This is a genomic window from Citrobacter sp. Cpo030, assembly GCF_030333005.1.
Lineage (GTDB): Bacteria > Pseudomonadota > Gammaproteobacteria > Enterobacterales > Enterobacteriaceae > Citrobacter > Citrobacter portucalensis.
Map to the genome: position 1 here is coordinate 1 of NZ_JAOWGT010000066.1, position 22,212 is coordinate 22,212.

The 22,212-nt window shown below is 55.1% G+C and carries 24 protein-coding genes, 1 tRNA gene and 2 pseudogenes; 6 read left to right on the forward strand and 21 right to left on the reverse strand.

Annotated features, from left to right (window positions below; all coding sequences use genetic code 11):
- Nucleotides 1-435: pseudogene (locus tag OGY37_RS12125) on the reverse strand (IS5-like element ISKpn26 family transposase); the annotation flags it as partial.
- A 65-nt stretch (nt 436-500) separates the two neighbouring features.
- Between OGY37_RS12125 and OGY37_RS12130 the strand changes: the two are divergent.
- Nucleotides 501-725, forward strand: a pseudogene (locus OGY37_RS12130) (tyrosine-type recombinase/integrase); the annotation flags it as partial.
- 47 nt (nt 726-772) lie between these two features.
- Here OGY37_RS12130 and OGY37_RS12135 read toward each other — a convergent pair.
- The 17 genes from OGY37_RS12135 to OGY37_RS12215 all read right to left on the reverse strand — a co-directional run bounded on the left by OGY37_RS12135 (nt 773) and on the right by OGY37_RS12215 (nt 11,653).
- A complete protein-coding gene (locus OGY37_RS12135) occupies nt 773-1,114 on the reverse strand; it encodes a hypothetical protein (protein WP_286620899.1) in 342 nt (113 codons plus the stop codon).
- A gap of 55 nt (nt 1,115-1,169) precedes the next feature.
- Entirely contained in the window at nt 1,170-1,571 is a 402-nt protein-coding gene (locus OGY37_RS12140; RefSeq protein ID WP_286620902.1) for an Exc2 family lipoprotein, read from the reverse strand.
- Nucleotides 1,572-1,726: 155 nt separating this feature from the next.
- The gene (locus OGY37_RS12145) at nt 1,727-2,077 is read right to left on the reverse strand and encodes a hypothetical protein (protein ID WP_286620904.1); all 351 of its coding nucleotides are present in this window, start codon (nt 2,075-2,077) and stop codon (nt 1,727-1,729) included.
- A complete protein-coding gene (locus OGY37_RS12150; RefSeq protein ID WP_286620907.1) occupies nt 2,070-2,882 on the reverse strand; it encodes a hypothetical protein in 813 nt (270 codons plus the stop codon). Before OGY37_RS12150 ends, OGY37_RS12145 begins: the two co-directional genes overlap by 8 nt.
- A 328-nt stretch (nt 2,883-3,210) precedes the next feature.
- Nucleotides 3,211-3,435 carry a recombinase family protein gene (locus tag OGY37_RS12155; RefSeq protein WP_286620909.1) on the reverse strand — a complete coding sequence of 75 codons (225 nt, stop codon included), beginning with the start codon at nt 3,433-3,435 and terminating at the stop codon, nt 3,211-3,213.
- 8 nt (nt 3,436-3,443) lie between these two features.
- The gene (locus tag OGY37_RS12160) at nt 3,444-3,665 is read right to left on the reverse strand and encodes a hypothetical protein (protein WP_286620911.1); all 222 of its coding nucleotides are present in this window, start codon (nt 3,663-3,665) and stop codon (nt 3,444-3,446) included.
- A gap of 178 nt (nt 3,666-3,843) precedes the next feature.
- Entirely contained in the window at nt 3,844-4,137 is a 294-nt protein-coding gene (locus OGY37_RS12165) for a hypothetical protein (protein ID WP_267453070.1), read from the reverse strand.
- A gap of 76 nt (nt 4,138-4,213) precedes the next feature.
- Nucleotides 4,214-4,903: a recombinase family protein gene (locus tag OGY37_RS12170; RefSeq protein ID WP_286620919.1), complete on the reverse strand. Its 690-nt coding sequence runs from the start codon at nt 4,901-4,903 to the stop codon at nt 4,214-4,216.
- Nucleotides 4,904-5,149: 246 nt separating this feature from the next.
- Entirely contained in the window at nt 5,150-5,374 is a 225-nt protein-coding gene (locus tag OGY37_RS12175) for a hypothetical protein (RefSeq protein ID WP_267451211.1), read from the reverse strand.
- Nucleotides 5,371-5,847 carry a hypothetical protein gene (locus OGY37_RS12180; RefSeq protein ID WP_286620922.1) on the reverse strand — a complete coding sequence of 159 codons (477 nt, stop codon included), beginning with the start codon at nt 5,845-5,847 and terminating at the stop codon, nt 5,371-5,373. Before OGY37_RS12180 ends, OGY37_RS12175 begins: the two co-directional genes overlap by 4 nt.
- Nucleotides 5,835-6,185 (reverse strand): hypothetical protein, encoded by a 351-nt coding sequence (locus tag OGY37_RS12185; RefSeq protein ID WP_286620924.1) that lies wholly within the window; start codon nt 6,183-6,185, stop codon nt 5,835-5,837. The genes OGY37_RS12180 and OGY37_RS12185 overlap by 13 nt, the downstream gene beginning before the upstream one ends.
- 618 nt (nt 6,186-6,803) lie before the next feature.
- On the reverse strand, nt 6,804-7,457 hold the full coding sequence (locus tag OGY37_RS12190; protein WP_286620926.1) for a hypothetical protein: 654 nt from the start codon (nt 7,455-7,457) through the stop codon (nt 6,804-6,806).
- Nucleotides 7,444-9,612, reverse strand: coding sequence for a hypothetical protein (locus OGY37_RS12195; RefSeq protein WP_286620928.1), 2,169 nt, complete (start codon nt 9,610-9,612; stop codon nt 7,444-7,446). The genes OGY37_RS12190 and OGY37_RS12195 overlap by 14 nt, the downstream gene beginning before the upstream one ends.
- A complete protein-coding gene (locus OGY37_RS12200; protein ID WP_286620929.1) occupies nt 9,597-10,142 on the reverse strand; it encodes a hypothetical protein in 546 nt (181 codons plus the stop codon). The genes OGY37_RS12195 and OGY37_RS12200 overlap by 16 nt, the downstream gene beginning before the upstream one ends.
- Complete coding sequence (locus OGY37_RS12205; protein WP_267451206.1) at nt 10,139-10,330, reverse strand: hypothetical protein; 192 nt, start codon at nt 10,328-10,330, stop codon at nt 10,139-10,141. Before OGY37_RS12205 ends, OGY37_RS12200 begins: the two co-directional genes overlap by 4 nt.
- Complete coding sequence (locus tag OGY37_RS12210; RefSeq protein ID WP_267451205.1) at nt 10,327-10,551, reverse strand: helix-turn-helix transcriptional regulator; 225 nt, start codon at nt 10,549-10,551, stop codon at nt 10,327-10,329. Before OGY37_RS12210 ends, OGY37_RS12205 begins: the two co-directional genes overlap by 4 nt.
- 1,017 nt (nt 10,552-11,568) lie before the next feature.
- Nucleotides 11,569-11,653, reverse strand: a tRNA-Leu gene (locus OGY37_RS12215).
- A gap of 220 nt (nt 11,654-11,873) precedes the next feature.
- Between OGY37_RS12215 and ahr the strand changes: the two genes are divergently transcribed.
- Nucleotides 11,874-12,893 carry an NADPH-dependent aldehyde reductase Ahr gene (ahr, locus tag OGY37_RS12220; protein ID WP_003839634.1) on the forward strand — a complete coding sequence of 340 codons (1,020 nt, stop codon included), beginning with the start codon at nt 11,874-11,876 and terminating at the stop codon, nt 12,891-12,893.
- A 147-nt stretch (nt 12,894-13,040) separates the two neighbouring features.
- Entirely contained in the window at nt 13,041-14,543 is a 1,503-nt protein-coding gene (locus tag OGY37_RS12225; protein WP_100272870.1) for a helicase HerA-like C-terminal domain-containing protein, read from the forward strand.
- 103 nt (nt 14,544-14,646) lie between these two features.
- On the opposite strand, the gene lptG is transcribed toward OGY37_RS12225, so the two are convergent.
- From lptG to OGY37_RS12240, 3 genes are all read right to left on the reverse strand, one after another.
- The gene (lptG, locus tag OGY37_RS12230; protein ID WP_008786067.1) at nt 14,647-15,729 is read right to left on the reverse strand and encodes an LPS export ABC transporter permease LptG; all 1,083 of its coding nucleotides are present in this window, start codon (nt 15,727-15,729) and stop codon (nt 14,647-14,649) included.
- Nucleotides 15,729-16,829 carry an LPS export ABC transporter permease LptF gene (lptF, locus tag OGY37_RS12235; RefSeq protein WP_032942200.1) on the reverse strand — a complete coding sequence of 367 codons (1,101 nt, stop codon included), beginning with the start codon at nt 16,827-16,829 and terminating at the stop codon, nt 15,729-15,731. Before lptF ends, lptG begins: the two co-directional genes overlap by 1 nt.
- Before the next feature lie 62 nt (nt 16,830-16,891).
- A complete protein-coding gene (locus OGY37_RS12240) occupies nt 16,892-16,942 on the reverse strand; it encodes a hypothetical protein (RefSeq protein WP_212723231.1) in 51 nt (16 codons plus the stop codon).
- 153 nt (nt 16,943-17,095) lie between these two features.
- On the opposite strand from OGY37_RS12240, the gene pepA reads away from it, so the two are divergent.
- The 3 genes from pepA to OGY37_RS12255 all read left to right on the forward strand — a co-directional run bounded on the left by pepA (nt 17,096) and on the right by OGY37_RS12255 (nt 22,025).
- The gene (pepA, locus tag OGY37_RS12245; RefSeq protein ID WP_003025870.1) at nt 17,096-18,607 is read left to right on the forward strand and encodes a leucyl aminopeptidase; all 1,512 of its coding nucleotides are present in this window, start codon (nt 17,096-17,098) and stop codon (nt 18,605-18,607) included.
- Between the two features lie 119 nt (nt 18,608-18,726).
- Nucleotides 18,727-19,170 (forward strand): DNA polymerase III subunit chi, encoded by a 444-nt coding sequence (holC, locus tag OGY37_RS12250; RefSeq protein WP_003830256.1) that lies wholly within the window; start codon nt 18,727-18,729, stop codon nt 19,168-19,170.
- Nucleotides 19,170-22,025: a valine--tRNA ligase gene (locus OGY37_RS12255; protein ID WP_008786064.1), complete on the forward strand. Its 2,856-nt coding sequence runs from the start codon at nt 19,170-19,172 to the stop codon at nt 22,023-22,025. Before holC ends, OGY37_RS12255 begins: the two co-directional genes overlap by 1 nt.
- The last annotated feature ends 187 nt before the right edge of the window (nt 22,026-22,212 follow it).

Sequence of the window (22,212 nt, forward strand, 5' to 3'; positions counted from 1 at the left end):
GGTGGCATCCACCAAAGTGCCTTGGGTCATCATGACGCCTGCTTCGGCCAGCCAGCGATTGATGGTCTTGAACAATTGACGGGCCAGTTGATGCTGCTCGAGCAGGTGGCGGAAATTCATGATGGTGGTGCGATCCGGCAGGGCGCTATCCAGGGATAATCGGGCAAACAGGCGCATGGAGGCGATTTCGTACAGGGCATCTTCCATGGCACCGTCGCTCAGGTTGTACCAATGCTGCATGCAGTGAATACGCAGCATGGTCTCCAGCGGATAGGGCCGTCGGCCATTGCCCGCCTTGGGATAAAACGGCTCGATGACAGCGGTCATATTCTGCCATGGCAGAATCTGCTCCATGCGGGAGAGGAAAATCTCTTTTCGGGTCTGACGGCGCTTAGTGCTGAATTCACTATCGGCGAAGGTGAGTTGATGGCTCATGATGTCCCTCTGGGATGCGCTCCGGATGAATATGATGATCTCATATCAGGAACTTGTTCGCACCTTCCCTGGGTGAACGAGGAACTGAGAGAAAAGTTTTTCATAGCCTTCGCCACGAATTTGCTCAACAACTTGACCGAAACCAAGTACCAGAAGATAGGATCGCCCTACTTATGGGGCATGAAAGAGGCAAAACGGAATCTTTTAAAACTTATTCTAAACATGCCGCATCAGTTAAAGAATTAGCGGCATATATTGAATTAGTCAGCTTTGAGAAAGTATTTTTTTAAAGCTGACCTAATCGCCGCTATATTTGTATATACTGTACTCGTACGGTTTATAATTCGATCTTACGTGAAAACAAACAAACGTATGACCACTCATTTACCGGCGGCGATTTTTCGATATTCTGATTTATTAATGTAGCCTGTTGAGATTTAAAAATAATTGTACCGCGATGGCCGGGTGCTTCAGCACTTTCAAAAACCCATGTATCCCCACGTACTGTTATTTCAGTAACCTTTTCATCATATATAAGTGCTTCTGCTTTTCCTGACTCAGTTATATGTGTATAAAAAGCCTTTCCTTCATCGCATACCCATACGTCCCACTGAGATTTCACAGAGGTATCTTTGCAACCAACCATCAAAAATGGCAAAAAAATCATTATTTTTTTCATACAGCAGTACTAATCCCCACCATCCAAATTATAGTATAACGCATTGTTAAATAGGTCATTTCACTCCGTTATAACCATCCATGAATGTATCTTTTAGAGTCTGCCCCCAAAGTTGAGAAGCTCGTGCATCAGGCGTTATTTGTGTTTTGTGCTCTTTCATATTCATGTATGTTTCTGTCCCGCTCGTTGCATGTGCAGACGCCTGATTAATTTCTTCGGCGACTGATTGTGCCTGCTCGAGCGTGAACCCTTTTATTTTCGCCTCTTGCCCTTGCTTATAGATTTTTTGATAAGTAGGCAAATTTGATCGTGCTGTTTCTGTTGGATTCTTGACGTAATTCCCGCCAGACATCGTTGGATCATGACGCGCATAATAAAGTGCATGCCGCTCTGGAGAAGACTTAGATGCGCACCCTGCGAGGGTAATGAAAGTAGCTGCTATCAATATTTTTTTCATTTTGAATCAGTTCTTATAAACGTAAAATCACAGTTAACCAGAAAGAACATTTTTCAGAGTTGATATTAGTCATTTTAAAACATAAAAATTTACAAGTAGAAAAAATCCCTTTTTCATTAATCCGTTTCGGCGGCCAATTTAGCCGCCTGTATTCGTTAGTGGCTGGGGTAGTCGCGGGCTAGGTCTGCGAAAATCCGCGCCACCTCTTCGTTAGCTTGGCGGATTTGCTCAGCCAATGCGGCCTCGTCGTCAGCTTTCGCCGCCGCTCTTGCGTTCGCGCTGGTAGGGTTGACCGTCGCGTTCAGTAGATCAGTGACCTTTTGCAGTAGCGACACGCTCAGCGCTGCGGATTTCTTACAGATGACTCGCGCTGATTGCTCTTCGCGGCTCAGCTCCTGCACCGGCGTTAAACCGCCGGGCCAGTGGCGCGGATCGGCCTCATTCATCACGACGCCGGTTAGCGTCGCGGCCAGTTCTTCCAGTTCTTTTAATCGTGGGTTAGCCATTCACTGCCTCTTGATAAGTGTCATCTTTAGCCGCCGGGGCGGCGTAAATCAGCACCAGCTGGTCGCCGACGTAGCCCGATACGAAGACGCGGCGTGCTGTATGGTGGCGTAACTCGCTCACAGCTGCACAACGTTCGTTAAAGCTCAGCGCCCGCCACCAACTGCAAGCCGGTAATGTTTCCAAGTCGAATAGACTCACGCGGCCACGTTCCTGCACCAGCTGCGTCAGGCGATCAGCATTAGCCACTGTGGCTTTGTGCTTCGCCTTGCTCCAGCGTGCGAACGGTTCGGGCTGATATGAGTATTCAGCATGATCCAGCGTGCGCTTTGAGAGGGGGTAAACCGGGTTCCCGCCGCCGGTGCTTTGCTCGGGTATACTCAGAATCCAGGCAGCTACACAAAAGGCGTGCATCGGGATGTAATCGCGCATTGCGCCGCCACAAGCGTGGTTTTTAACGTGGCTAACCCAACGTTCTACCGCGTGTTTGTAGCCGTAAGCGCTGCGGTGGGTGTTGAAGCTCTTACGCTGGGTTTTGACCAGATCAAAATGGGTCAGCCAATCGACGCAATGGCGAACGGCATCGAGAAAGGTTTCGCCGCTCTCTTCGGTCAGAATATCCACCGGCTTACCGTGTTTGTTCGGATAGCTGGGAGAAAACGAATATTTATTTTCCGTCGGATATTTATTTACGATCTCAATTAACGCGCGTTCGACCGTATTCAAATTAATAGATTTAGCCGCCTCGGTAAAATATATCGTGCGTAGTTCTATCGCATCGCGGGCGGCATGCATTGCCGTAGTCATGCGGGGTTAATCCTTATCGCTGGGTGTATGAAGCACTCCTATATTTTACCCTATGCCGTATATTAATTGTTAATAAACACTGACCATGAGCCAGAAATATAAGACTTTTTTATAAAATCTTGAAGGGAAGACTATGGGTTAAATAAAAAAAGGGTGGGGTAAATAAGCATGCTTTTTATTATTTGCACTAGGTGTATATACACGAACATTTAGAATTGCGCGTATTTTACCGGCGAATATAGAGAGAGTGTGCGCCCTGCGTTTTTGGGGGTAGGCCCGTCGGCGAGCCTATGAGCCAGTAGGGCCGTAGGGGGTTCCCCCCTCCGCCTTATCGCCTTTGACCTATTTCCGATACGCTGGCTTTATCCCACGGCTTACCGCCTCCTGTTGTGTAGCCTGCGGCATTTAGTTCGGTGGCTACGGCGGCGGGCGCTATGCCCTGCTTGTAACGTTCCATCAGAATAGCCATTGCTGCGGCATCGGTATCAAGGCGGCGGCGTGCTGCTGCCGTGGATGGCTTTGTTGCTGTCGCGGGTGCGGCTGGCTGCTGCATCAGCAATGCTAACTGGCGCTCAACCTCAGTGACGCGGGCGGCAGATCTGCGCCGTTCGATACGCTGCCGGTAACGTTAGCCGCCTCGGTTAGTGGTGCTCCACTAGCCAGCACATAACGAATCGCGGTCACAATCCAGGCGCTACGGCTTAGGCCAGCTGCGCGGGCGGCTTCATCAGCTGCGGCCAGCTCTGCGGGATCGATGTTTATTGATGTGGGGCGGTTCTTCATCGGTTAGTCTCTGGCGGGAATTATATCACTAACAGTTAACTATCAATTAGTTAAGCGCCTAGCCTGTCGCGGCCCGACCGGGTATAATACGGCCTGTGCGTTGGCGCGCGCTTGCTGGTTGTATGGATACAAGAAGGCCCACTGTCGAAAGATAGAGGGCCTTTTTTCTGTCTGCTGCTTACGCCGCGTGTTGAATATATTTCAACGCGGCTAATAGGTAGGACGCATTAAAACTGGCCTCGCGATAGTGGCTGGCGGTGGTGCTGCCGGTGGCTTGATAATGTTCAAAGAAAGCGTGCGCCTCTTTGGGGCTGATAGCTCGGCGCTTGCCGTCAGGCTTCGCCACCGTAACGCGGCCCCCATCGGTGAACATAACGAACGGCTTCGCCTGTGGACCGGTGGTTAAGTCGGTTGGTACATGAAACGCGTTAGCCATTACGCTGTAGAAACTGGCGGCAGTAATCTGCTGCATGTGACTATCCCTGTGCATGTGTGGTCATTGAATATGCGCGCTATAATAGCGGGCTGGCAACCTTCAATTAATCCAATTAGCCGAACTCGGCCAGTGTGGCGGTGCGTTCGGCGGCCAGTTCCTTAGCTACGCGGCTAATCGTGGTCGGGCTGTAGCTGTGGCGGCGGTGGATCTCTCGCTGTGGCATACCTTCATCCAGCAATTTAGCGATGTGCGCGCGCTTGGCTTCGTCTACTGGGCGGCCCTTGTACTTGGTTTCATCCTGGCGCGCTGCGGCGATGCCCTGCGCCTGGCGGCGGCGGCGGTCTGCGTAGTCTTTACGTGCAACGGCGGCCAGCGTTTCCAGCATCATTCTTGTTTGGCCCTTCATCAAGCGGCGGTGAAACTCGCGCGCGCTGGCTTCTGCTGGGTCTAATTCTGCCGCCGGTGTCAGTGCTTTGAGCGCGTCGTAAGTCATAGCCAGGTCAAGCGACACGATAGCCAGCTCTTTAGCGTCGATGGTTGCTATTAACTTATTCCAATCGGCCTCGTCTAAACGGGTCAGGCGGTCTACTGCTTCGATTAACAGCACGTCGCCAGGCTGTGCGATTTCAATCAATTTCATCAGCGCGGGGCGATCCAATTTAGCGCCGCTCAGGTTCTCAATGAATGGGGCGGCAATGGTGCGGCCGTAACTGGCAGCGAACTTCTCAAGCTGGGATTTTGCGCGGGTCGCGTCCTGCTCGTTGGTGCTGGCACGAAGGTAAGAGTAAATGCGGTTAGTCATGGGCTGAATCTCTCTGGCGCTACATTATATGTGTTACACTTTAAAAGTTACATTATAGGTTGTCAAACATATTTAGTGTAACATCTGTAACGCGCATTCTACCGCTACGCTAAACGCTACACTTGGGGCATACCCAATATGTAACGGGCATATCTTGCCGCCTAGCTACCTGCCAGGCACAAAAAGCCAGCTCGGCGGCTGGCTGGTGGGCGATGCTGGGTAATATTTTGGATGTTGTAACTATGGTTAGCGGCCGTCCAACTCGGCGGATCTGGCTTCTAACCAACGCAACCGGCGAAAGCTGATAACCACGGCGGCGGGTTCGGCTGCGTGCGGCTGCGGCACGCCGTTAATCGGTGGGTTAATATCGCCGCCCCGTTCGAATAGGTGAAATTGTTCATCGCGGCGCTGGCACTGGCGAACAATCTCGGCCATGTTGCGGGCCGCGCTATCAATAGTGGTTTCAATCATTGCCCTGGCTTCTTCTGCGCGGTTAGATCGATGCCCTGTTTACGGTTCCAGTTAACGGCTGCGCCGATCTCCCAACCGCTACAACCTAAACGGGCGGCTATCTCTCGGCGTGTTGCACCGGCACGGCTCAGCGCTGCCACCTCTTCGCGTAGCCATTTTTTACGCTGCTGGCGCGCCTGTACCTTGCGCCGCTTCCCCGCTGCCTCTTCCGTCACCAGCAAAGCGGCATGTTTTAGCGCTTCCTGCTGGCGCTGGTGTAGCTGGTGGGCGCGGTCAAAGTCGCCGCCCTCGATGTAGGCAAGCAACGCGCGCGCGTGACGCTGGTTGCCGGTGGCCTCTTCTTCGGTGCAGCCCTGCTGTTCTGCCGGTAGCTCGATAAACATCTTCAGCAAAGCGGCGGCCGGAACGCCGCGCCACTCTTTTAAGAGCGTGGCCGCGCCGGTTAACAGGTCGATCCCTTTTACGCTGTCCATCGTTGTTCCTTCCACTGTTCGCGAATCGCCCGCGCTTCTCTTATCTGCTGCTGGGCGGCGCGTAGTCCGTCGCCACGTTTACCGGTAGTAACTTTCGCCGCCTCTCTCGCTGCGGCACGGCGGCGGGCCTGGCGGGCGTTGGCTTTCTCGCGCTCGGTTGCGGCGGAGGCCTGGCAATGCTTCGCCAGTATGCGGGCGGCCTCAGCTTGGGCGGCGTCGCGCTCTGCTTCTGTGGCTTCTTTGTGGGCTGTGACCAATTGCAGGCCGTTAGCGGCACGGCGAAACATGCCGCGCTCTTTCAGGCTGTCGGCCTGTTGGCGTAACTCGTTCGGGGTCATGGGGTGCTCTCACGTTGGGAGCTATGTGCTGAACTCGCGGGCGATCACGACACGCGAGAACATAGAGGGAGTCTAAGTTACTTTTAGGCCGTCTTGGGGAATAATTGATGATTATTTGACCATTATCATGATAATAAGTAATAAATATTCGATTAATCATCACTTTTTCTTATAATCATTTTCCCGCGTAGCGAGCGGGCGCTTTTCTCCACCAGCAAGGCGGCCCGCACTTTTGGGGTGTAGGGGTCGAGCGACTACCGGCGGTGGGTCTGCGAAGTCGGCCGCCGTGCTTCTCTTGTTTCTCTAACTTTCTCTCAGCGTAAGAGAAGCATAAAGCCAGTGCTGGCGCGGTCTGCCGCCCGTTCTTCTATCATTCTCACGTTTTCTAAGTAAGAGAGTATTTATAAAGAAAGTAACCAATAAAATATAAAAAAAATGAAAAGCTAAAAAGTAAGAGAATGAGAGAAATATAGCTTCTAAGCATTGGTATTACTGGGTTTATGCTTCTCTTAACTTGAGAGAATCTAAGAGAATGAGAGAAGCATTAACGAGGACGGCGGCGAACTCGGCCATAAAAAACCCGGCGCTGTGGCCGGGTTGCTGGTTGCTGGTTGCTGATTACAGTTTCTTGAGTAGCGTTACTTGCTCGCCACCTTTGCGCGCCTCCACTTTGACAACGCCAGCTTTGAGCAATGAATCAAAAGCGACGTCGAACGGGTCAACCTGCCCCGCCAGCTTGGCCGCTTGTCGCGCCTGGCGCATTACTTTACCGCGCGTTGTACCTTCGCAGATCTTCGACTTTGACGCGCTGCCGTGGCGGCGTGGATCTTGCAGATAGTTAACGATAGCCAGCTTCAGCGCTGCGCCAACTGTCGGGGCGCTGTTCGCATCAATCATGCCGCGCATTGATGCGGTGCTTACGTTAAAAATCTTTGTGGCCCAATGATAGGCGGCAATATCGATAACGCCGGTATCGAGCGCCGTTAACGTCGCCAGCTCGTCAACGCGAAGCATAGCGCGACGGTAAATAGCGCCTAACGTTGGATGCTCGCGGTACTCTTCATCCTCGAAAATCTGCTTCAGGCGTTCGCGGTACTCCTGCGCCTCTTCGGTTAGCTGATATTCAGGCTGGCCGTGTTGGCTCAGGTCGTCAAAGTCCACGCCGCCCAACATTGCCCCCAGCTTGCGAAGGATCGCCGCCGTTTCTGGTGCGTCGGTGTCGAACTCCGGCACATTGTCGCGTAGGCGTCCGACTTCCTCACCGGCCAGCAAGATAAGCGCGGCTCAGTAACCCACTGTCAGCGGCGTTATCGCTGATAAAGCGGGAGAACGTGGCCGGAACGGCTGAAAGCAGCGCGGCAAATACCGGATTACGAACGCCTTTGATAACCAGCGTTTCACGTAAAGCGAGGCGGCGTAATGCTTTCTCTCCGCCCTTAATGATGCGCTCGGCCTTATTCTTCGGCATGATTTTACGCTTCGGTTTCTCGCCGCTCTCCCAAATCGCCAACGCTGCGGCCGCTTCCTCTAATTTATTCTCTAACGCTTCGCGCTTTGTGGTAATGGCGTGTAACTCTTCCTCACGGTGTAAGCCGGAATAAGAGAAGCGTTTCGCGGTAATAACCTCCAGCAAAACAGATCCGATCCCTGCGGTAAACGTCGCCGCGTTGCGGTTCCCCATCGCGGAAAATAGCTGGTCGGCTTCGTCGCCAATAACCAGCGTCGATCCGTAGCGCTTCGGCTTCGCGCGCTCTGCCTGGACGGGGTCAGCCTCCCAAACATCGACGGCGTTTCGTAACACGTTGCGCATAACTTCTTTGTCGCTGCGTGGTTTCGCCAGCGCGAAGCGCACGCAACTTTCATCATTCAGCGTCAGGCTGTCGAGCATGTCCTTAACGTAGCTCTGCCCCTGCTCTTTACCGGCTGCGGATAGCGCCAACGTGATAGTAAGCGGGGATAATTTGCCGCCGTTTACTGAACGCTTGCCAGATAGGCCGCCCACGACGGCGGTTAACTGAATGGCGGCGGCGATCGATGCCATAGGTAACGAGCGGTGCGCCAGGCGCTCAACGTCGCGGTAAATCTCCCCCAGCAATCCGGGCGGGCTGAAAATGTCCACGGCGGCCAGATCTGCAAACGGGTCGGCCGCTGCGTCGTAGTCCTCTAACCCCGCCAGCGTTTCGGCGGGTTCCTGCGGCCCCAGGTCGGGGAAGTCGTCAGCGTTGGCAACGTCGAAACGTTCGCCGCCCCATACGCGCGCGGCCAGCTCCGGCGAACATCCCAGCATAACGGCCGCAACGTATTGCGAAGATTTGCCCTGTTGCTTGCACTCTTCGCAGTGGGCGCGCCAGGTTGCGCGCTCGCTCTGAAAGCGGGATAACGTAGCGTCGCCGTCGATTTGCAATGCAAAGCTGGTATCGTGGCCGCGCTCGATTTCCTCGCTCTTAAACGGGTGGTCGTGCAACGTGTAAAGCCCTGGTTTGTTGCCAGGCTCGCCGCCGATGCCGATAAACCAGGCGGCCAGCTCTGCCGCGTCGCCTGTCAGCTCGTCAGGCACGGAATAAACGCCAGACTCGCGGCGCTTCTTCCCTGCGTTGGCATAGCTGAACGTGTCGGCCTCGGACAATGGCGGCAAGTCGTCGGGGAAGATCTGCGGGCCGTCGAAAATATCCAGCTTGTCGGCGTCGGCTTCAGGCATGAAATTAACCTGCACGTCACGGTAAACGCTCGGATCGAATTGCACCGGCGCGCCCTGGTAAACGTAATGCCCTGCGGCGTCGGTTGGCTCTGCTCCGGCCTGGCGCATAATCTGGCGCTCAAGCTGGGAGCAAACGGTCGCTTTCTGCTGAACGGTCACGGCTTCGGCCAGAATAAAACCGATACGGGCGCGCGGCTCTGCCTCTGTGCTGCTGGCCGTGGTATGGAAAAATGCGCGGTAGTCGTCCAACACTGCCGCGTTACCGTTGCGGCCGGTCAGCACGTCCACCAGCGACGGCGGCAAAACGTCAGCGTCGAGCGTTACCATTGAGCACGGCGCAACGTCGGACACGTTACGGCGGCGATAACAATCGTTCGCCGCGTCCTTCGTCGCTGTGTATGGGATATCGTAGCCGCTGCCGGTTACTGGCATTCCTCCATTCGCCAGGCCGCCGCCGAAATAGAACGGTAAAAGGTTCTTTAAATCTGCGCGGCCAGCGTCGCTATCTTCCTTCAGCTTTTGGCCGTGGGCGGTCAGCAAGGCGCAAAGCTCGTCGATATTGCGCGCGGCCTTGTGGTCGTCCTGGCTGTAATGGCTTTGCATTACGTGTTTGCCCTGTTTCTGGCTCCAGCGCTGGCGGCCGGTTGCGATTACTACCGGCGTGATAAATTTATCATCGTTCGCCGCCTGGCGAATGTCATCGGCGCGGGCGCTTACTGCTGTTTGCATACTGGTTTTTCCTGGATAGAAATTTCAATAGATGGCGCTGAAGTGCCTACGCCTGGCGCTGGTACTGCTAACGCTGCCCATTCACGGAACACCGGCGGAATGTTGGCCGCCTCACCGGTGCGGCTCAGCTCAGCGATAACACGCGCGGCCAGGTCACGACGGCGGCGGTTGGCGCGCTGCTCCGTCATGCGGGCGATCTGCTGCGGGCGGGCGGCGCGATATAACGTCAGCTCGTCGGCCGTGATGCGGTAATAATCCGTTTTGCCACGGCGGGAACGGGTAACGGTGCGGCCGTCGGGCGTCGTCGTCTGGTACTTCTCGGACGGCTTCATGATGCGCGCGACGGGGATTAGCCTGTCGTTGCGGATCGCGCTTATCGGATCGGCCGCACGTAAACCACGAAAACTAATTTCCTCCGGGCGAACATAGCCGCCGGTGATTAGCGTCGTGTGCGCCCATTCCAGCGCCTCCGCCCTCGTCAGATCTGGCACGGTTACAGTTTTTTGATTGTTGGCGCGTGGGGATTTCATGCGTCACCGCCTGCATAAGCAACGGTGGCACACTCTGCCAGTTTGGCGGTAATGGCGTCAGGATTAGCGAGAATCGCAACGATACTTGCAGCGCCGCGGTCTTCGTCTGGGTAACGTTCTGTCGCCATGTCGAATCCCAGCGACTCGGCCACCATCGAAAGGGATTCAAGCGAGGGGATCAGGCTCATTTTGCCGACTCCTTAAGCGCTGCCTTTGCCAGTAAATCACCGGCGACGGTCTGCAAGAACGCCTCCAGGTCATCAGCTTTGTATTCGTGTTTGCGGTCGTGGCTCAGGGATACCGGGCGCGGGAATAGCTCCAGATTCCAACGTCGGGCGGCGTAAATGCTGGATTTGCTAATGCCGAAGTGTTTCGCGGCCAGGTCTAACGTTAGGTATTCAGGGGTCATGCGGGTTGCTCCGGGTTATGAAATTCATAACCAGCGAAGCGGGGAGGCGGCGAACGTCGCGCACAATGAATCCTCCCCGCCTGGCTGGCGATGGGGGTTCATAGTCGCGGTGTCAGCGCCCACATTAGGCAGGCGGGGAAGGTATCGACGGGCGGGCCGTCAGGCTTCCATTACGGCTGGGTGGCTCTCTGTAATCCCAGCGTTTAAGAACGCGAATCTACCTAACAGGCGGCGCGCTTCGGGGATAGCCCTGGCGATCTGCCTGATAGTTTCAACGGGGGGTATTCTACAGGGTTAGCGCAAGGCTGTGTAAAATATTTTTTCAGAATCGCGATTCTCGCAAATCTAAGGGAGGTAGGCGGCGTTATCGTGGCGTAGACTACTCCAATGGTGGATAAGATATCTTGATAGCTTAGATTGGCTCTGGTGCGTTCGTATTACCGGCTTTCAAATTTAACTCTGCCCTTAACTGGTTCAGGTTTTCTTCCCAATTAAAACGTAAGTTTGTTGTCAGGTTGCATTGTTTTGATCTTCGTTGCCCCTGCGTGAACGCAGCATCAAATAAAACATTACGGGTGAAGTAAGAATTCAGGCAATAGAAGCCATTTAGCGCCGTGATGGGTACACCATCGATCAGCGCCGTAGGCTTTCAGCAGTAGTATCAGCGGTAACGAGCAGTAAGTCAGGTATACACTATCGTGTGCATGAAACGGGGTAGAGCCAGCCGCTTTCCCGAACTGGTTAGGAATCCCATCATTCGCCTGTTTATCCCGCGCTAAGGTCGTCGTAAGCGTCGCTGTTTTCAGAATTTTTAAAGACGCTGGCGGCGTCATTGGCTTCAAGTTGCAAACAGATACGTGTTTGAGCCTAGAAACTACACGCCGATGTGAGTTAATATCCTGATCGCCACTACTAACCACAGCGGCATTTTCTTGTGATGGGATTTACTGCAATTTTCAGTGACAGAGAGTTAAGATATTTATCGTAACTGACTGATTTTATTGAAAATAAAATGATTGGTGCCGAAGGCCGGACTCGAACCGGCACGTATTTCTACGGTTGATTTTGAATCAACTGCGTCTACCGATTTCGCCACTCCGGCACGGAAGGGATGCGGAAAACGTTGTGGATTATACCTGTCATGCGCCACCATGCAAGCGCCAGCGTGTGTCTGGCTCGCTAAGTGTTGAAAATTTCAGCATTACCTTTCTTAGCTGTAACCCTCATCACAGTTTGCCCTCTCCTTAATCCCCCCTTCTGCGAAGCGTCCCGTTTCCCCATGCTCTACACTTCCAGTTCAACACCATACTGAGGGAAACACGATGTCGATGATAAAAAGCTACGCTGCAAAAGCGGCGGGCAGCGAACTCGAACTCTATGAATATGATGCGGGCGAGCTTAAGCCGGAAGATGTCGAAGTCCAGGTCGATTACTGCGGTATCTGCCATTCTGATTTGTCGATGATCGACAACGAATGGGGATTCTCTCAGTATCCGCTGGTTGCCGGGCATGAGGTGATTGGTCGCGTGGCGGCGCTCGGCAGCGCGGCGCAGGATAAGGGCCTGAAGGTTGGTCAGCGCGTCGGGATTGGCTGGACGGCGCGCAGCTGCGGGCACTGCGACGCCTGTATCAGCGGTAATCAGATTAATTGTCTGGAAGGGTCCGTGCCCACGATACTCAATCGCGGTGGCTTTGCCGAGAAGCTGCGGGCCGACTGGCAGTGGGTGATCCCGTTGCCGGAGAGTATCGATCTTGCGGCCGCTGGCCCATTACTGTGCGGCGGCATCACGGTGTTCAAACCACTGCTGATGCACCATATCACCGCCACCAGCCGCGTCGGGGTGATCGGCATCGGCGGCCTGGGGCATATCGCCATTAAGCTGTTACATGCGATGGGTTGCGAAGTGACCGCGTTCAGCTCCAATCCGGCGAAAGAGCAGGAAGTGCTGGCGATGGGGGCGGATAAAGTGGTCAACAGCCGCGATCCGGATGCGCTAAAAGCGCTGGCGGGCCAGTTCGATCTCATTATTAACACGGTTAACGTCGATCTCGACTGGCAGCCCTATTTTGAAGCGCTGGCCTACGGCGGTAACTTCCATACCGTCGGCGCGGTGCTGAAGCCGCTGCCGGTTCCGGCGTTCACCTTAATTGCCGGCGATCGCAGTATCTCTGGTTCGGCGACCGGTACGCCGTTCGAACTGCGCAAGCTGATGAAGTTTGCCGGGCGCAGCAAGGTGTCGCCCACCACCGAACTGTACCCGATGTCGCAAATTAACGAAGCTATCCAGCACGTGCGTGACGGCAAAGCCCGCTACCGCGTAGTGCTTAAAGCCGACTTCTGATCGTCTTTGCCGGGTGGCGTAAGCTTCCCGGCTATTCTCCCCGCTATTCCTGACAGGTTAAATTCTCCTCACAATCTCCGCAATTTAGCGGTGAAGAGTGCGTCACGGTTGCCTATACTCCAGGCAGGATAAATGGAGGAAATCTCAATGAGCGCACCCCTGCTAATTGCCCGCACGCCGGACACCGAACTGTTTTTACTGCCAGGCATGGCCAACCGTCACGGGCTGATTACCGGCGCGACCGGGACCGGTAAAACCGTCACGCTACAGAAGCTGGCCGAATCGTTGTCCGAGATTGGCGTGCCGGTATTTATGGCCGATGTGAAAGGTGACTTAACCGGTGTAGCCGAGGAAGGACAAGCCTCTGAAAAGCTGCTCGCCCGCCTGAAAAACATCGGCATTACCGACTGGCAACCGCATGCTAATCCGGTCACGGTGTGGGATATCTTCGGCGAAAAAGGTCACCCCGTGCGGGCCACGGTATCAGACCTCGGTCCGCTGCTGCTGGCCCGTCTGCTGAACCTCAACGACGTGCAGTCCGGTGTGCTGGATATTATCTTCCGTATTGCCGATGACCAGGGTCTGTTGCTGCTCGATTTCAAAGACCTGCGGGCCATCACCCAGTACATTGGCGATAACGCTAAATCCTTCCAGAATCAGTACGGCAATATCAGTAGCGCCTCGGTTGGGGCTATCCAGCGCGGGCTACTGTCGCTGGAGCAGCAGGGAGCGGCACACTTCTTTGGCGAACCGATGCTGGACATCAAAGACTGGATGCGTACCGACGCCAGCGGCAAAGGGATGATTAATATCCTCAGCGCCGAGAAGCTCTACCAGATGCCCAAACTGTACGCCGCCAGCCTGCTGTGGATGCTCTCCGAGCTGTATGAACAGTTGCCGGAAGCGGGCGATCTGGAGAAACCAAAACTGGTGTTCTTCTTCGATGAAGCACACCTGCTGTTCAACGATGCTCCGCAGGTGCTGCTGGATAAAATCGAACAGGTGATCCGCCTGATCCGCTCGAAAGGGGTCGGCGTGTGGTTCGTCTCGCAAAACCCGTCGGATATTCCGGACAACGTGCTTGGTCAGTTGGGAAACCGTGTGCAACATGCCCTGCGCGCGTTCACGCCGAAAGATCAGAAAGCGGTGAAAACCGCGGCGCAAACCATGCGCGCCAACCCGGCATTTGATACCGAAAAAGCCATTCAGGAGCTGGGAACCGGTGAGGCGCTGGTGTCGTTTCTGGACGCCAAAGGCAGCCCGTCGGTGGTTGAACGAGCAATGGTGATTGCGCCATGCTCACGGATGGGACCGGTGACGGACGACGAGCGCAACGGGCTGATTAATCACTCTTCGTTGTACGGTAAATATGAAGAAGAGATCGACCGCGAGTCCGCCTATGAACGTTTACAGCAAGGCGTGCAGGCCAGTACCGAGCAGCAAAATACGCCTCCCGCCAACGGTAAAGCTGTCGATGTGGACGGCGGTATTCTCGGTGGGTTGAAGGATATTCTGTTTGGCAGCACCGGACCGCGCGGCGGTAAGCGCGATGGCGTAGTGCAGAGCGTGGCGAAAAGCGCGGCGCGACAGGTTACCAATCAGATAATCCGCGGCATGTTGGGGAGTTTGATGGGCGGGAGAAAACGCTAGCCCCGCGTTACGTTGCCGGATGGCGGCGTAAACGCCTTATCCGGCCTACGGGTCCGGAGTAGGCCTGAAAAGCGCAACGCCATCAGGCCTACGATTACTGTGATTACGACTTACGCAGCATCAGCCACAGGCTTATCAGGAAGAAGCTGGCGCTTGGCAGCAGCGCACCGATAATCGGCGGAATGCCGTACACCAGCGTCAGCGGGCCAAAGATTTGGTCCAGCACATAGAACACAAAGCCAAAGCTAATCCCTGTCACCACGCGCACGCCCATCGGGACGCTACGCAGCGGACCAAAGATAAACGACAGCGCCATCAGCATCATGACCGCTACAGACAGCGGCTGGAAGACTTTGCTCCACATATTGAGCTGATAGCGTCCGGCATCCTGGCCGCTCGACTTCAGGTACTTCACGTAGTTATGCAGACCGCTAATCGACAGCGCGTCAGGATCCAACGCCACAACGCCGAGCTTGTCGGGTGTCAGGTTGGTTTTCCAGGTGCCGCTCACCGTTTGCGAGCCGGTGATTTGCTTCGGATCGGTCAGGTTGGATTCATCTACCTGCGACAAACGCCAGACCTTCTGCTCCGGGTCAAACGTCGCGCTCGCAGCGTAGCGTACAGACTGCAGACGGCGCTTGTCGTTAAACGAGTAGATGCTAATCCCGCCTAACTCTGCGTCGCCTTTCACCCGCTCGATGTAGACAAAGCTGTCACCGTCTTTCGCCCACAACCCCTGCTGGGTAGAGAGCAACGAGCCGCCGTACATCTGCTGCGCACGGTAGTTACGCGCCATCTGTTCGCCTTGTGGCGCGACCCATTCGCCGATAGCCATCGTCAGCAGCACCAGCGGAATCGCGGTTTTCATCACCGACAACGCCACCTGCATACGGGTAAAGCCAGAAGCCTGCATCACCACCAGTTCACTACGCTGGGCCAGCATGCCCAATCCCAGCAATGCACCCAGCAGCGCCGCCATCGGGAAGAAGATCTGGATATCTTTCGGCGCACTGAGCAGGGTATACAGCCCGGCGCCCATCGCATCGTAGCTCCCCTGCCCGGCTTTTTTCAGCTGGTCGACAAACTTGATGATCCCGGAGAGCGACACCAGCATGAACAGCGTCATCATGATGGTGGTGAAAATGGTTTTACCGATATAGCGGTCAAGTACACCAAAAGGCTGCATTATACCGCTCCTTTACGCATAAAACGGGCACGCAAGCGGCGCATCGGCACCGTATCCCAGAGGTTAAGCACAATCGCGAGCGCCAGATACGCCAGGTTAACCGTCCACATCCAGAACACCGGATCCAGCTTACCTTTACCGCCGTTCGACTTCAGCGACGTCTGAACCAGGAAGAACAGCAAATAGAGCAGCATTGCTGGCAGCATCGACAGCACGCGCCCCTGACGCGGGTTCACCACGCTCAGCGGTACGACCATCAGCGCCATCATAAATACGGTGAATACTAACGTGATACGCCAGGTTAGCTCCGCGCGGGCACGATCGGTGTCGGTCGTCCACAGCGTACGCATGTTCATCTGGTCGGTATCGTTTGGATCCAGTGCCACGGCCTGATGACCGATAATCGCCTGATAATCCTGGAAGTCGGTAATGCGGAAATCGCGCAGCAGCGCGGTACCTTCAAAGCGCGTACCCTGATTCAGCGTCACAACCTGAGAGCCATCGCGCATCTGGGTAAGATGTCCGGAATCCGCTACCACCACCGAAGGACGAGCGTTGCCTTTCGGGCGGATTTGCGCGAGGAACACGTCTTTGAAGTTGCTGCCGTCAACGCTTTCAATAAACAGCACCGAACTGCCGTTGGTCGCCTGCTGGAATTGCCCCTGAGCAAGCGCCGCCATACCGGGGTTCGCTTTCGCCTCCGCCAGGACTTCGTCCTGATGTCTGGAGGACCACGGTCCAGCCCACATCACGTTGACCGCCGCAATAATACTGGTAAACAGCGCCAGCACCATCGCCGCTTTCACGAGCACTGCCTTGCTCAGCCCGCAGGCGTGCATGACCGTAATTTCGCTTTCGGTATACAGTTTGCCCAGCGTCATCAACAGCCCGAGGAACAGGCTTAAGGGCAAGATAAGTTGCGCCATTTCTGGCACGCCCAGCCCCAGCAGCGAGAGCACCAGATTTGCCGGGATATCACCGTCAACCGCCGCACCAAGGATCCTGACCAACTTTTGACAAAAGAAGATCAAAAGCAGGATGAATAGGATCGCAAGTTGGCTTTTGAGCGTTTCCCGAACCAGATATCTTATGATTATCACTTTAAATACGCCCGTAAAAACCCGTCTTTTGCCGGAATTTAGCTTGTTTCATGGCTTAAACGTCATTTATTCTCTTGAGTCGTCGAAATCGTCGCTAAGATCATTATACTCAACGGATCCACCTCTCAGAAATTGTTCTGACGTGCCAATGCCGTAATAACGTTAAGATTAACACGAAGTCACCGCAACAGCGGGTATGAGTTACGAAAGCTTGCAATTCTATCCGTAGCCACCGCCGTTGTCTTTAAGATTCAGGAGCGTAGTGCATGGAGTTCAGTGTAAAAAGCGGTAGCCCGGAGAAACAGCGGAGTGCGTGCATCGTCGTGGGTGTCTTTGAACCACGCCGCCTCTCTCCGATTGCAGAGCAGCTCGACAAGATCAGCGACGGGTACATCAGCGCACTGCTGCGTCGCGGCGAACTGGAAGGCAAACCGGGTCAAACCCTGTTGCTGCACCATGTTCCTAACGTTCTGTCTGAGCGAATTCTCCTCATTGGTTGTGGCAAAGAGCGCGAACTTGACGAGCGCCAGTACAAGCAGGTCATTCAGAAAACCATCAATACGCTGAATGATACTGGCTCAATGGAAGCCGTCTGCTTTCTGACTGAGCTGCACGTCAAAGGGCGCAATAACTACTGGAAAGTGCGTCAGGCCGTTGAGACGGCACAGGAAACGCTGTACAGCTTTGATCAATTGAAGACCAACAAAAGCGAGCCACGTCGCCCGCTGCGTAAAATGGTCTTCAACGTACCGACCCGCCGTGAGCTGACCAGCGGTGAGCGTGCTATCCAGCACGGTCTGGCGATCGCCGCCGGCATTAAAGCGGCAAAAGATCTTGGCAACATGCCGCCGAACATCTGTAACGCCGCCTACCTGGCCTCTCAGGCGCGCCAGCTGGCAGACAGCTACAGCAAAAATGTTGTGACCCGCGTGATCGGCGAGCAGCAAATGAAAGAACTGGGCATGCACTCTTATCTGGCCGTCGGTCACGGCTCGCAGAACGAGTCGCTGATGTCGGTCATCGAGTACAAAGGTAATCCGTCCGAAGACGCGCGTCCGATTGTGCTGGTCGGTAAAGGGTTAACCTTTGACTCCGGCGGTATCTCCATCAAACCTGCCGAAGGCATGGATGAGATGAAATACGACATGTGCGGCGCGGCAGCGGTATACGGCGTGATGCGCATGGTGGCCGAGCTTCAGTTGCCTATCAACGTCGTCGGCGTGCTGGCGGGCTGTGAAAACATGCCGGGTGGCCGCGCGTATCGCCCAGGCGACGTGCTGACCACCATGTCTGGACAGACCGTTGAAGTGCTCAATACGGATGCCGAAGGCCGTCTGGTGCTGTGCGACGTGTTAACCTACGTCGAGCGTTTTGAGCCAGAAGCAGTGATTGACGTCGCGACCCTGACCGGCGCGTGCGTGATTGCGCTGGGCCATCACATCACCGGCCTGATGTCGAACCACAACCCGCTGGCGCATGAGCTGATCGGTGCGTCCGAGCAGGCTGGTGACCGCGCATGGCGTTTGCCGTTGGGTGATGAATACCAGGAGCAGTTAGAGTCCAACTTTGCGGATATGGCGAACATCGGCGGACGTCCTGGCGGTGCCATTACCGCGGGCTGCTTCCTGTCACGCTTTACCCGTAAGTACAACTGGGCGCACCTGGATATCGCCGGTACCGCATGGCGTTCAGGGAAAGCCAAAGGCGCAACCGGTCGTCCGGTGGCGTTGCTGTCGCAGTTCCTGCTCAATCGTGCCGGTTTTAACGGCGAAGAGTGATGTAAAACGCCGGGTGGCGGCTTCGCCTTACCCGGCCGACAACGTTACTCAACCGTAGGCCGGGTAAGCGTAGTGCCACCCGGCTTTGCATTTAAATCCACAACAAGAAGCCCCATATCATGAGAAACGCAACGTTCTATATTCTGGACAATGACAACACCGTCGATGGCTTAAGCGCCGTTGAACAACTGGTGTGTGAAATTGCCGCAGAACGTTGGCGTGCTGGCAAGCGCGTGCTGATCGCCTGTGAAAACGAAAAGCAGGCTCTTCGACTGGATGAAGCTCTGTGGGCGAGACCGGCAGAAAGTTTTGTTCCGCATAATCTGGCGGGAGAAGGCCCCAGAGGTGGCGCGCCGGTAGAGATTGCCTGGCCGGAGAAACGCAATAGCAGCCCGCGCGACCTGCTCATCAGTTTGCGCGTTGGCTTTGCAGATTTTGCCACCGCTTTCACAGAAGTGATAGACTTCGTTCCTTACGAAGATTCTTTGAAACAATCGGCACGCGATCGCTACAAAGCTTACCGCGTGGCTGGTTTTAACCTGAATACGGCAACCTGGAAATAATGGAAAAGACATACAACCCACAAGATATCGAACAGCCGCTTTACGAGCACTGGGAAAAGCAGGGCTATTTCAAACCTAACGGCGATGAAAGCAAAGAGTCCTTCTGCATCATGATCCCGCCGCCGAACGTCACCGGCAGTTTGCATATGGGTCATGCTTTCCAGCAAACCATCATGGATACCATGATTCGCTACCAGCGCATGCAGGGTAAAAACACCCTGTGGCAGGCCGGTACCGACCACGCGGGTATCGCTACCCAGATGGTGGTTGAGCGTAAGATTGCCGCTGAAGAAGGTAAAACCCGTCACGACTACGGTCGCGAAGCGTTTATCGACAAAATCTGGCAGTGGAAAGCGGAATCCGGCGGCACCATTACCCGTCAGATGCGCCGTCTCGGCAACTCCGTTGACTGGGAGCGCGAGCGCTTCACTATGGACGAAGGTCTTTCCAATGCCGTGAAAGAAGTCTTTGTTCGCCTGTACAAAGAAGATCTGATCTACCGTGGCAAGCGTCTGGTCAACTGGGACCCGAAACTGCGCACCGCTATTTCTGATCTGGAAGTGGAAAACCGCGAGTCTAAAGGCTCCATGTGGCACATCCGCTATCCGCTGGCTGACGGCGCGAAAACCGCAGACGGTAAAGATTACCTGGTCGTCGCCACCACCCGTCCGGAAACCGTACTGGGTGATACCGGCGTGGCTGTGAACCCGGAAGATCCGCGCTATAAAGATCTGATTGGCAAATTCGTTGTTCTGCCGCTGGTTAACCGCCGCATTCCGATCGTCGGTGATGAACACGCCGACATGGAAAAAGGCACCGGCTGCGTGAAGATCACCCCGGCACACGACTTTAACGACTACGAAGTCGGGAAACGTCACGGCCTGCCGATGATCAACATTCTGACCTTTGACGGTGACATCCGTGAAACCGCGGAAGTGTACGACACCAAAGGCGAAGAGTCCGACGTTTACTCCAATGAAATCCCGGCTGAGTTCCAGAAGCTGGAACGTTTTGCTGCGCGTAAAGCGGTGGTTGCCGCCGTTGATGCGCTGGGCCTGCTGGAAGAAATTAAACCGCACGACCTGACCGTACCTTACGGCGACCGTGGCGGCGTGGTTATCGAACCGATGCTGACCGACCAGTGGTACGTCCGTGCCGACGTGCTGGCGAAACCGGCGGTTGAAGCGGTTGAAAACGGCGACATCCAGTTCGTACCGAAGCAGTACGAAAACATGTACTTCTCCTGGATGCGTGATATTCAGGACTGGTGTATTTCCCGTCAGCTGTGGTGGGGTCACCGTATCCCGGCATGGTATGACAACGACGGCAATGTCTACGTTGGCCGTACCGAAGACGAAGTGCGTCAGGAAAACAACCTCGGCGCCGACGTTGCGCTGCGTCAGGACGAAGACGTTCTCGATACCTGGTTCTCTTCTGCACTGTGGACCTTCTCTACGCTGGGCTGGCCGGAAAATACCGACGCGCTGCGTCAGTTCCACCCAACCAGCGTGATGGTTTCCGGCTTCGACATTATCTTCTTCTGGATTGCCCGCATGATCATGATGACCATGCACTTCATCAAAGATGAAAACGGCAAGCCGCAGGTTCCGTTCAAGACCGTCTACATGACCGGTCTGATTCGTGACGACGAAGGCCAGAAGATGTCCAAATCCAAGGGTAACGTGATTGACCCGCTGGATATGGTCGACGGTATCTCTCTGGCAGAACTGCTGGAGAAACGTACCGGCAACATGATGCAGCCGCAGCTGGCTGAGAAAATTGCCAAGCGTACCGAGAAGCAGTTCCCGGATGGCATCGAGCCGCACGGCACCGACGCCCTGCGTTTCACCCTGGCAGCGCTGGCCTCTACCGGTCGCGATATCAACTGGGACATGAAGCGTCTGGAAGGTTACCGTAACTTCTGTAACAAGCTGTGGAACGCCAGCCGCTTCGTGCTGATGAACACCGAAGATCAGGATTGCGGCTTCAACGGCGGCGAAATGACCCTGTCTCTGGCGGATCGCTGGATCCTGGCTGAATTCAACCAGACCATCAAAGCGTACCGCGAAGCGCTGGATAACTTCCGCTTCGATATCGCCGCGGGCATTCTGTACGAGTTCACCTGGAACCAGTTCTGCGACTGGTATCTGGAGCTGACCAAGCCGGTCATGAACGGCGGTTCCGAGTCTGAACTGCGCGGCACCCGCAATACGCTGGTTACCGTGCTGGAAGGTCTGCTGCGCCTGGCGCACCCGATCATTCCGTTCATCACCGAAACCATCTGGCAGCGCGTGAAAGTGATTTGTGGCAACACTGCAGATACCATCATGCTGCAGCCGTTCCCGGAATATAACGCCGCACAGGTTGATGAAGCCGCGCTGGCCGATACCGAATGGCTGAAGCAGGCGATCGTTGCCGTACGTAACATCCGTGCGGAAATGAACATCGCCCCGGGCAAACCGCTGGAGCTGCTGCTGCGTGGTTGCAGCGCTGACGCAATGCGTCGTGTGAACGACAACCGTAGCTTCCTGCTGAACCTGGCACGTCTGGAAAGCATTACCGTGCTACCAGCCGATGACAAAGGCCCGGTCTCCGTGACCAAAATCATCGACGGCGCCGAGCTGCTGATCCCGATGGCTGGCCTCATCAACAAAGAAGATGAGCTGGCGCGTCTGGCAAAAGAAGTAGCGAAAATCGAAGGTGAGATTGCCCGTATCGAAGGCAAACTTTCCAACGAAGGTTTCGTTGCCCGCGCACCGGAAGCAGTTATCGCCAAAGAGCGTGAGAAGCTGGACGGTTACGCAGAAGCCAAAGCGAAGCTGATTGAACAGCAGGCGGTCATCGCCGCGCTGTAATTGCCTATGCCGGATAGCGCTGCGCTTATCCGGCAAACGGGCACCGTCATCGTAGGTCGGATAAGCGTAGCGCATCCGACACCACAGACGATAAAGCCTCTGACGCATAGGCTCAGAGGCTTTTTATTGAATTATCCTCGCTTGCGCTTCCCCTCGCCGCAGTGGTATTAACTGCATATGTCTCACT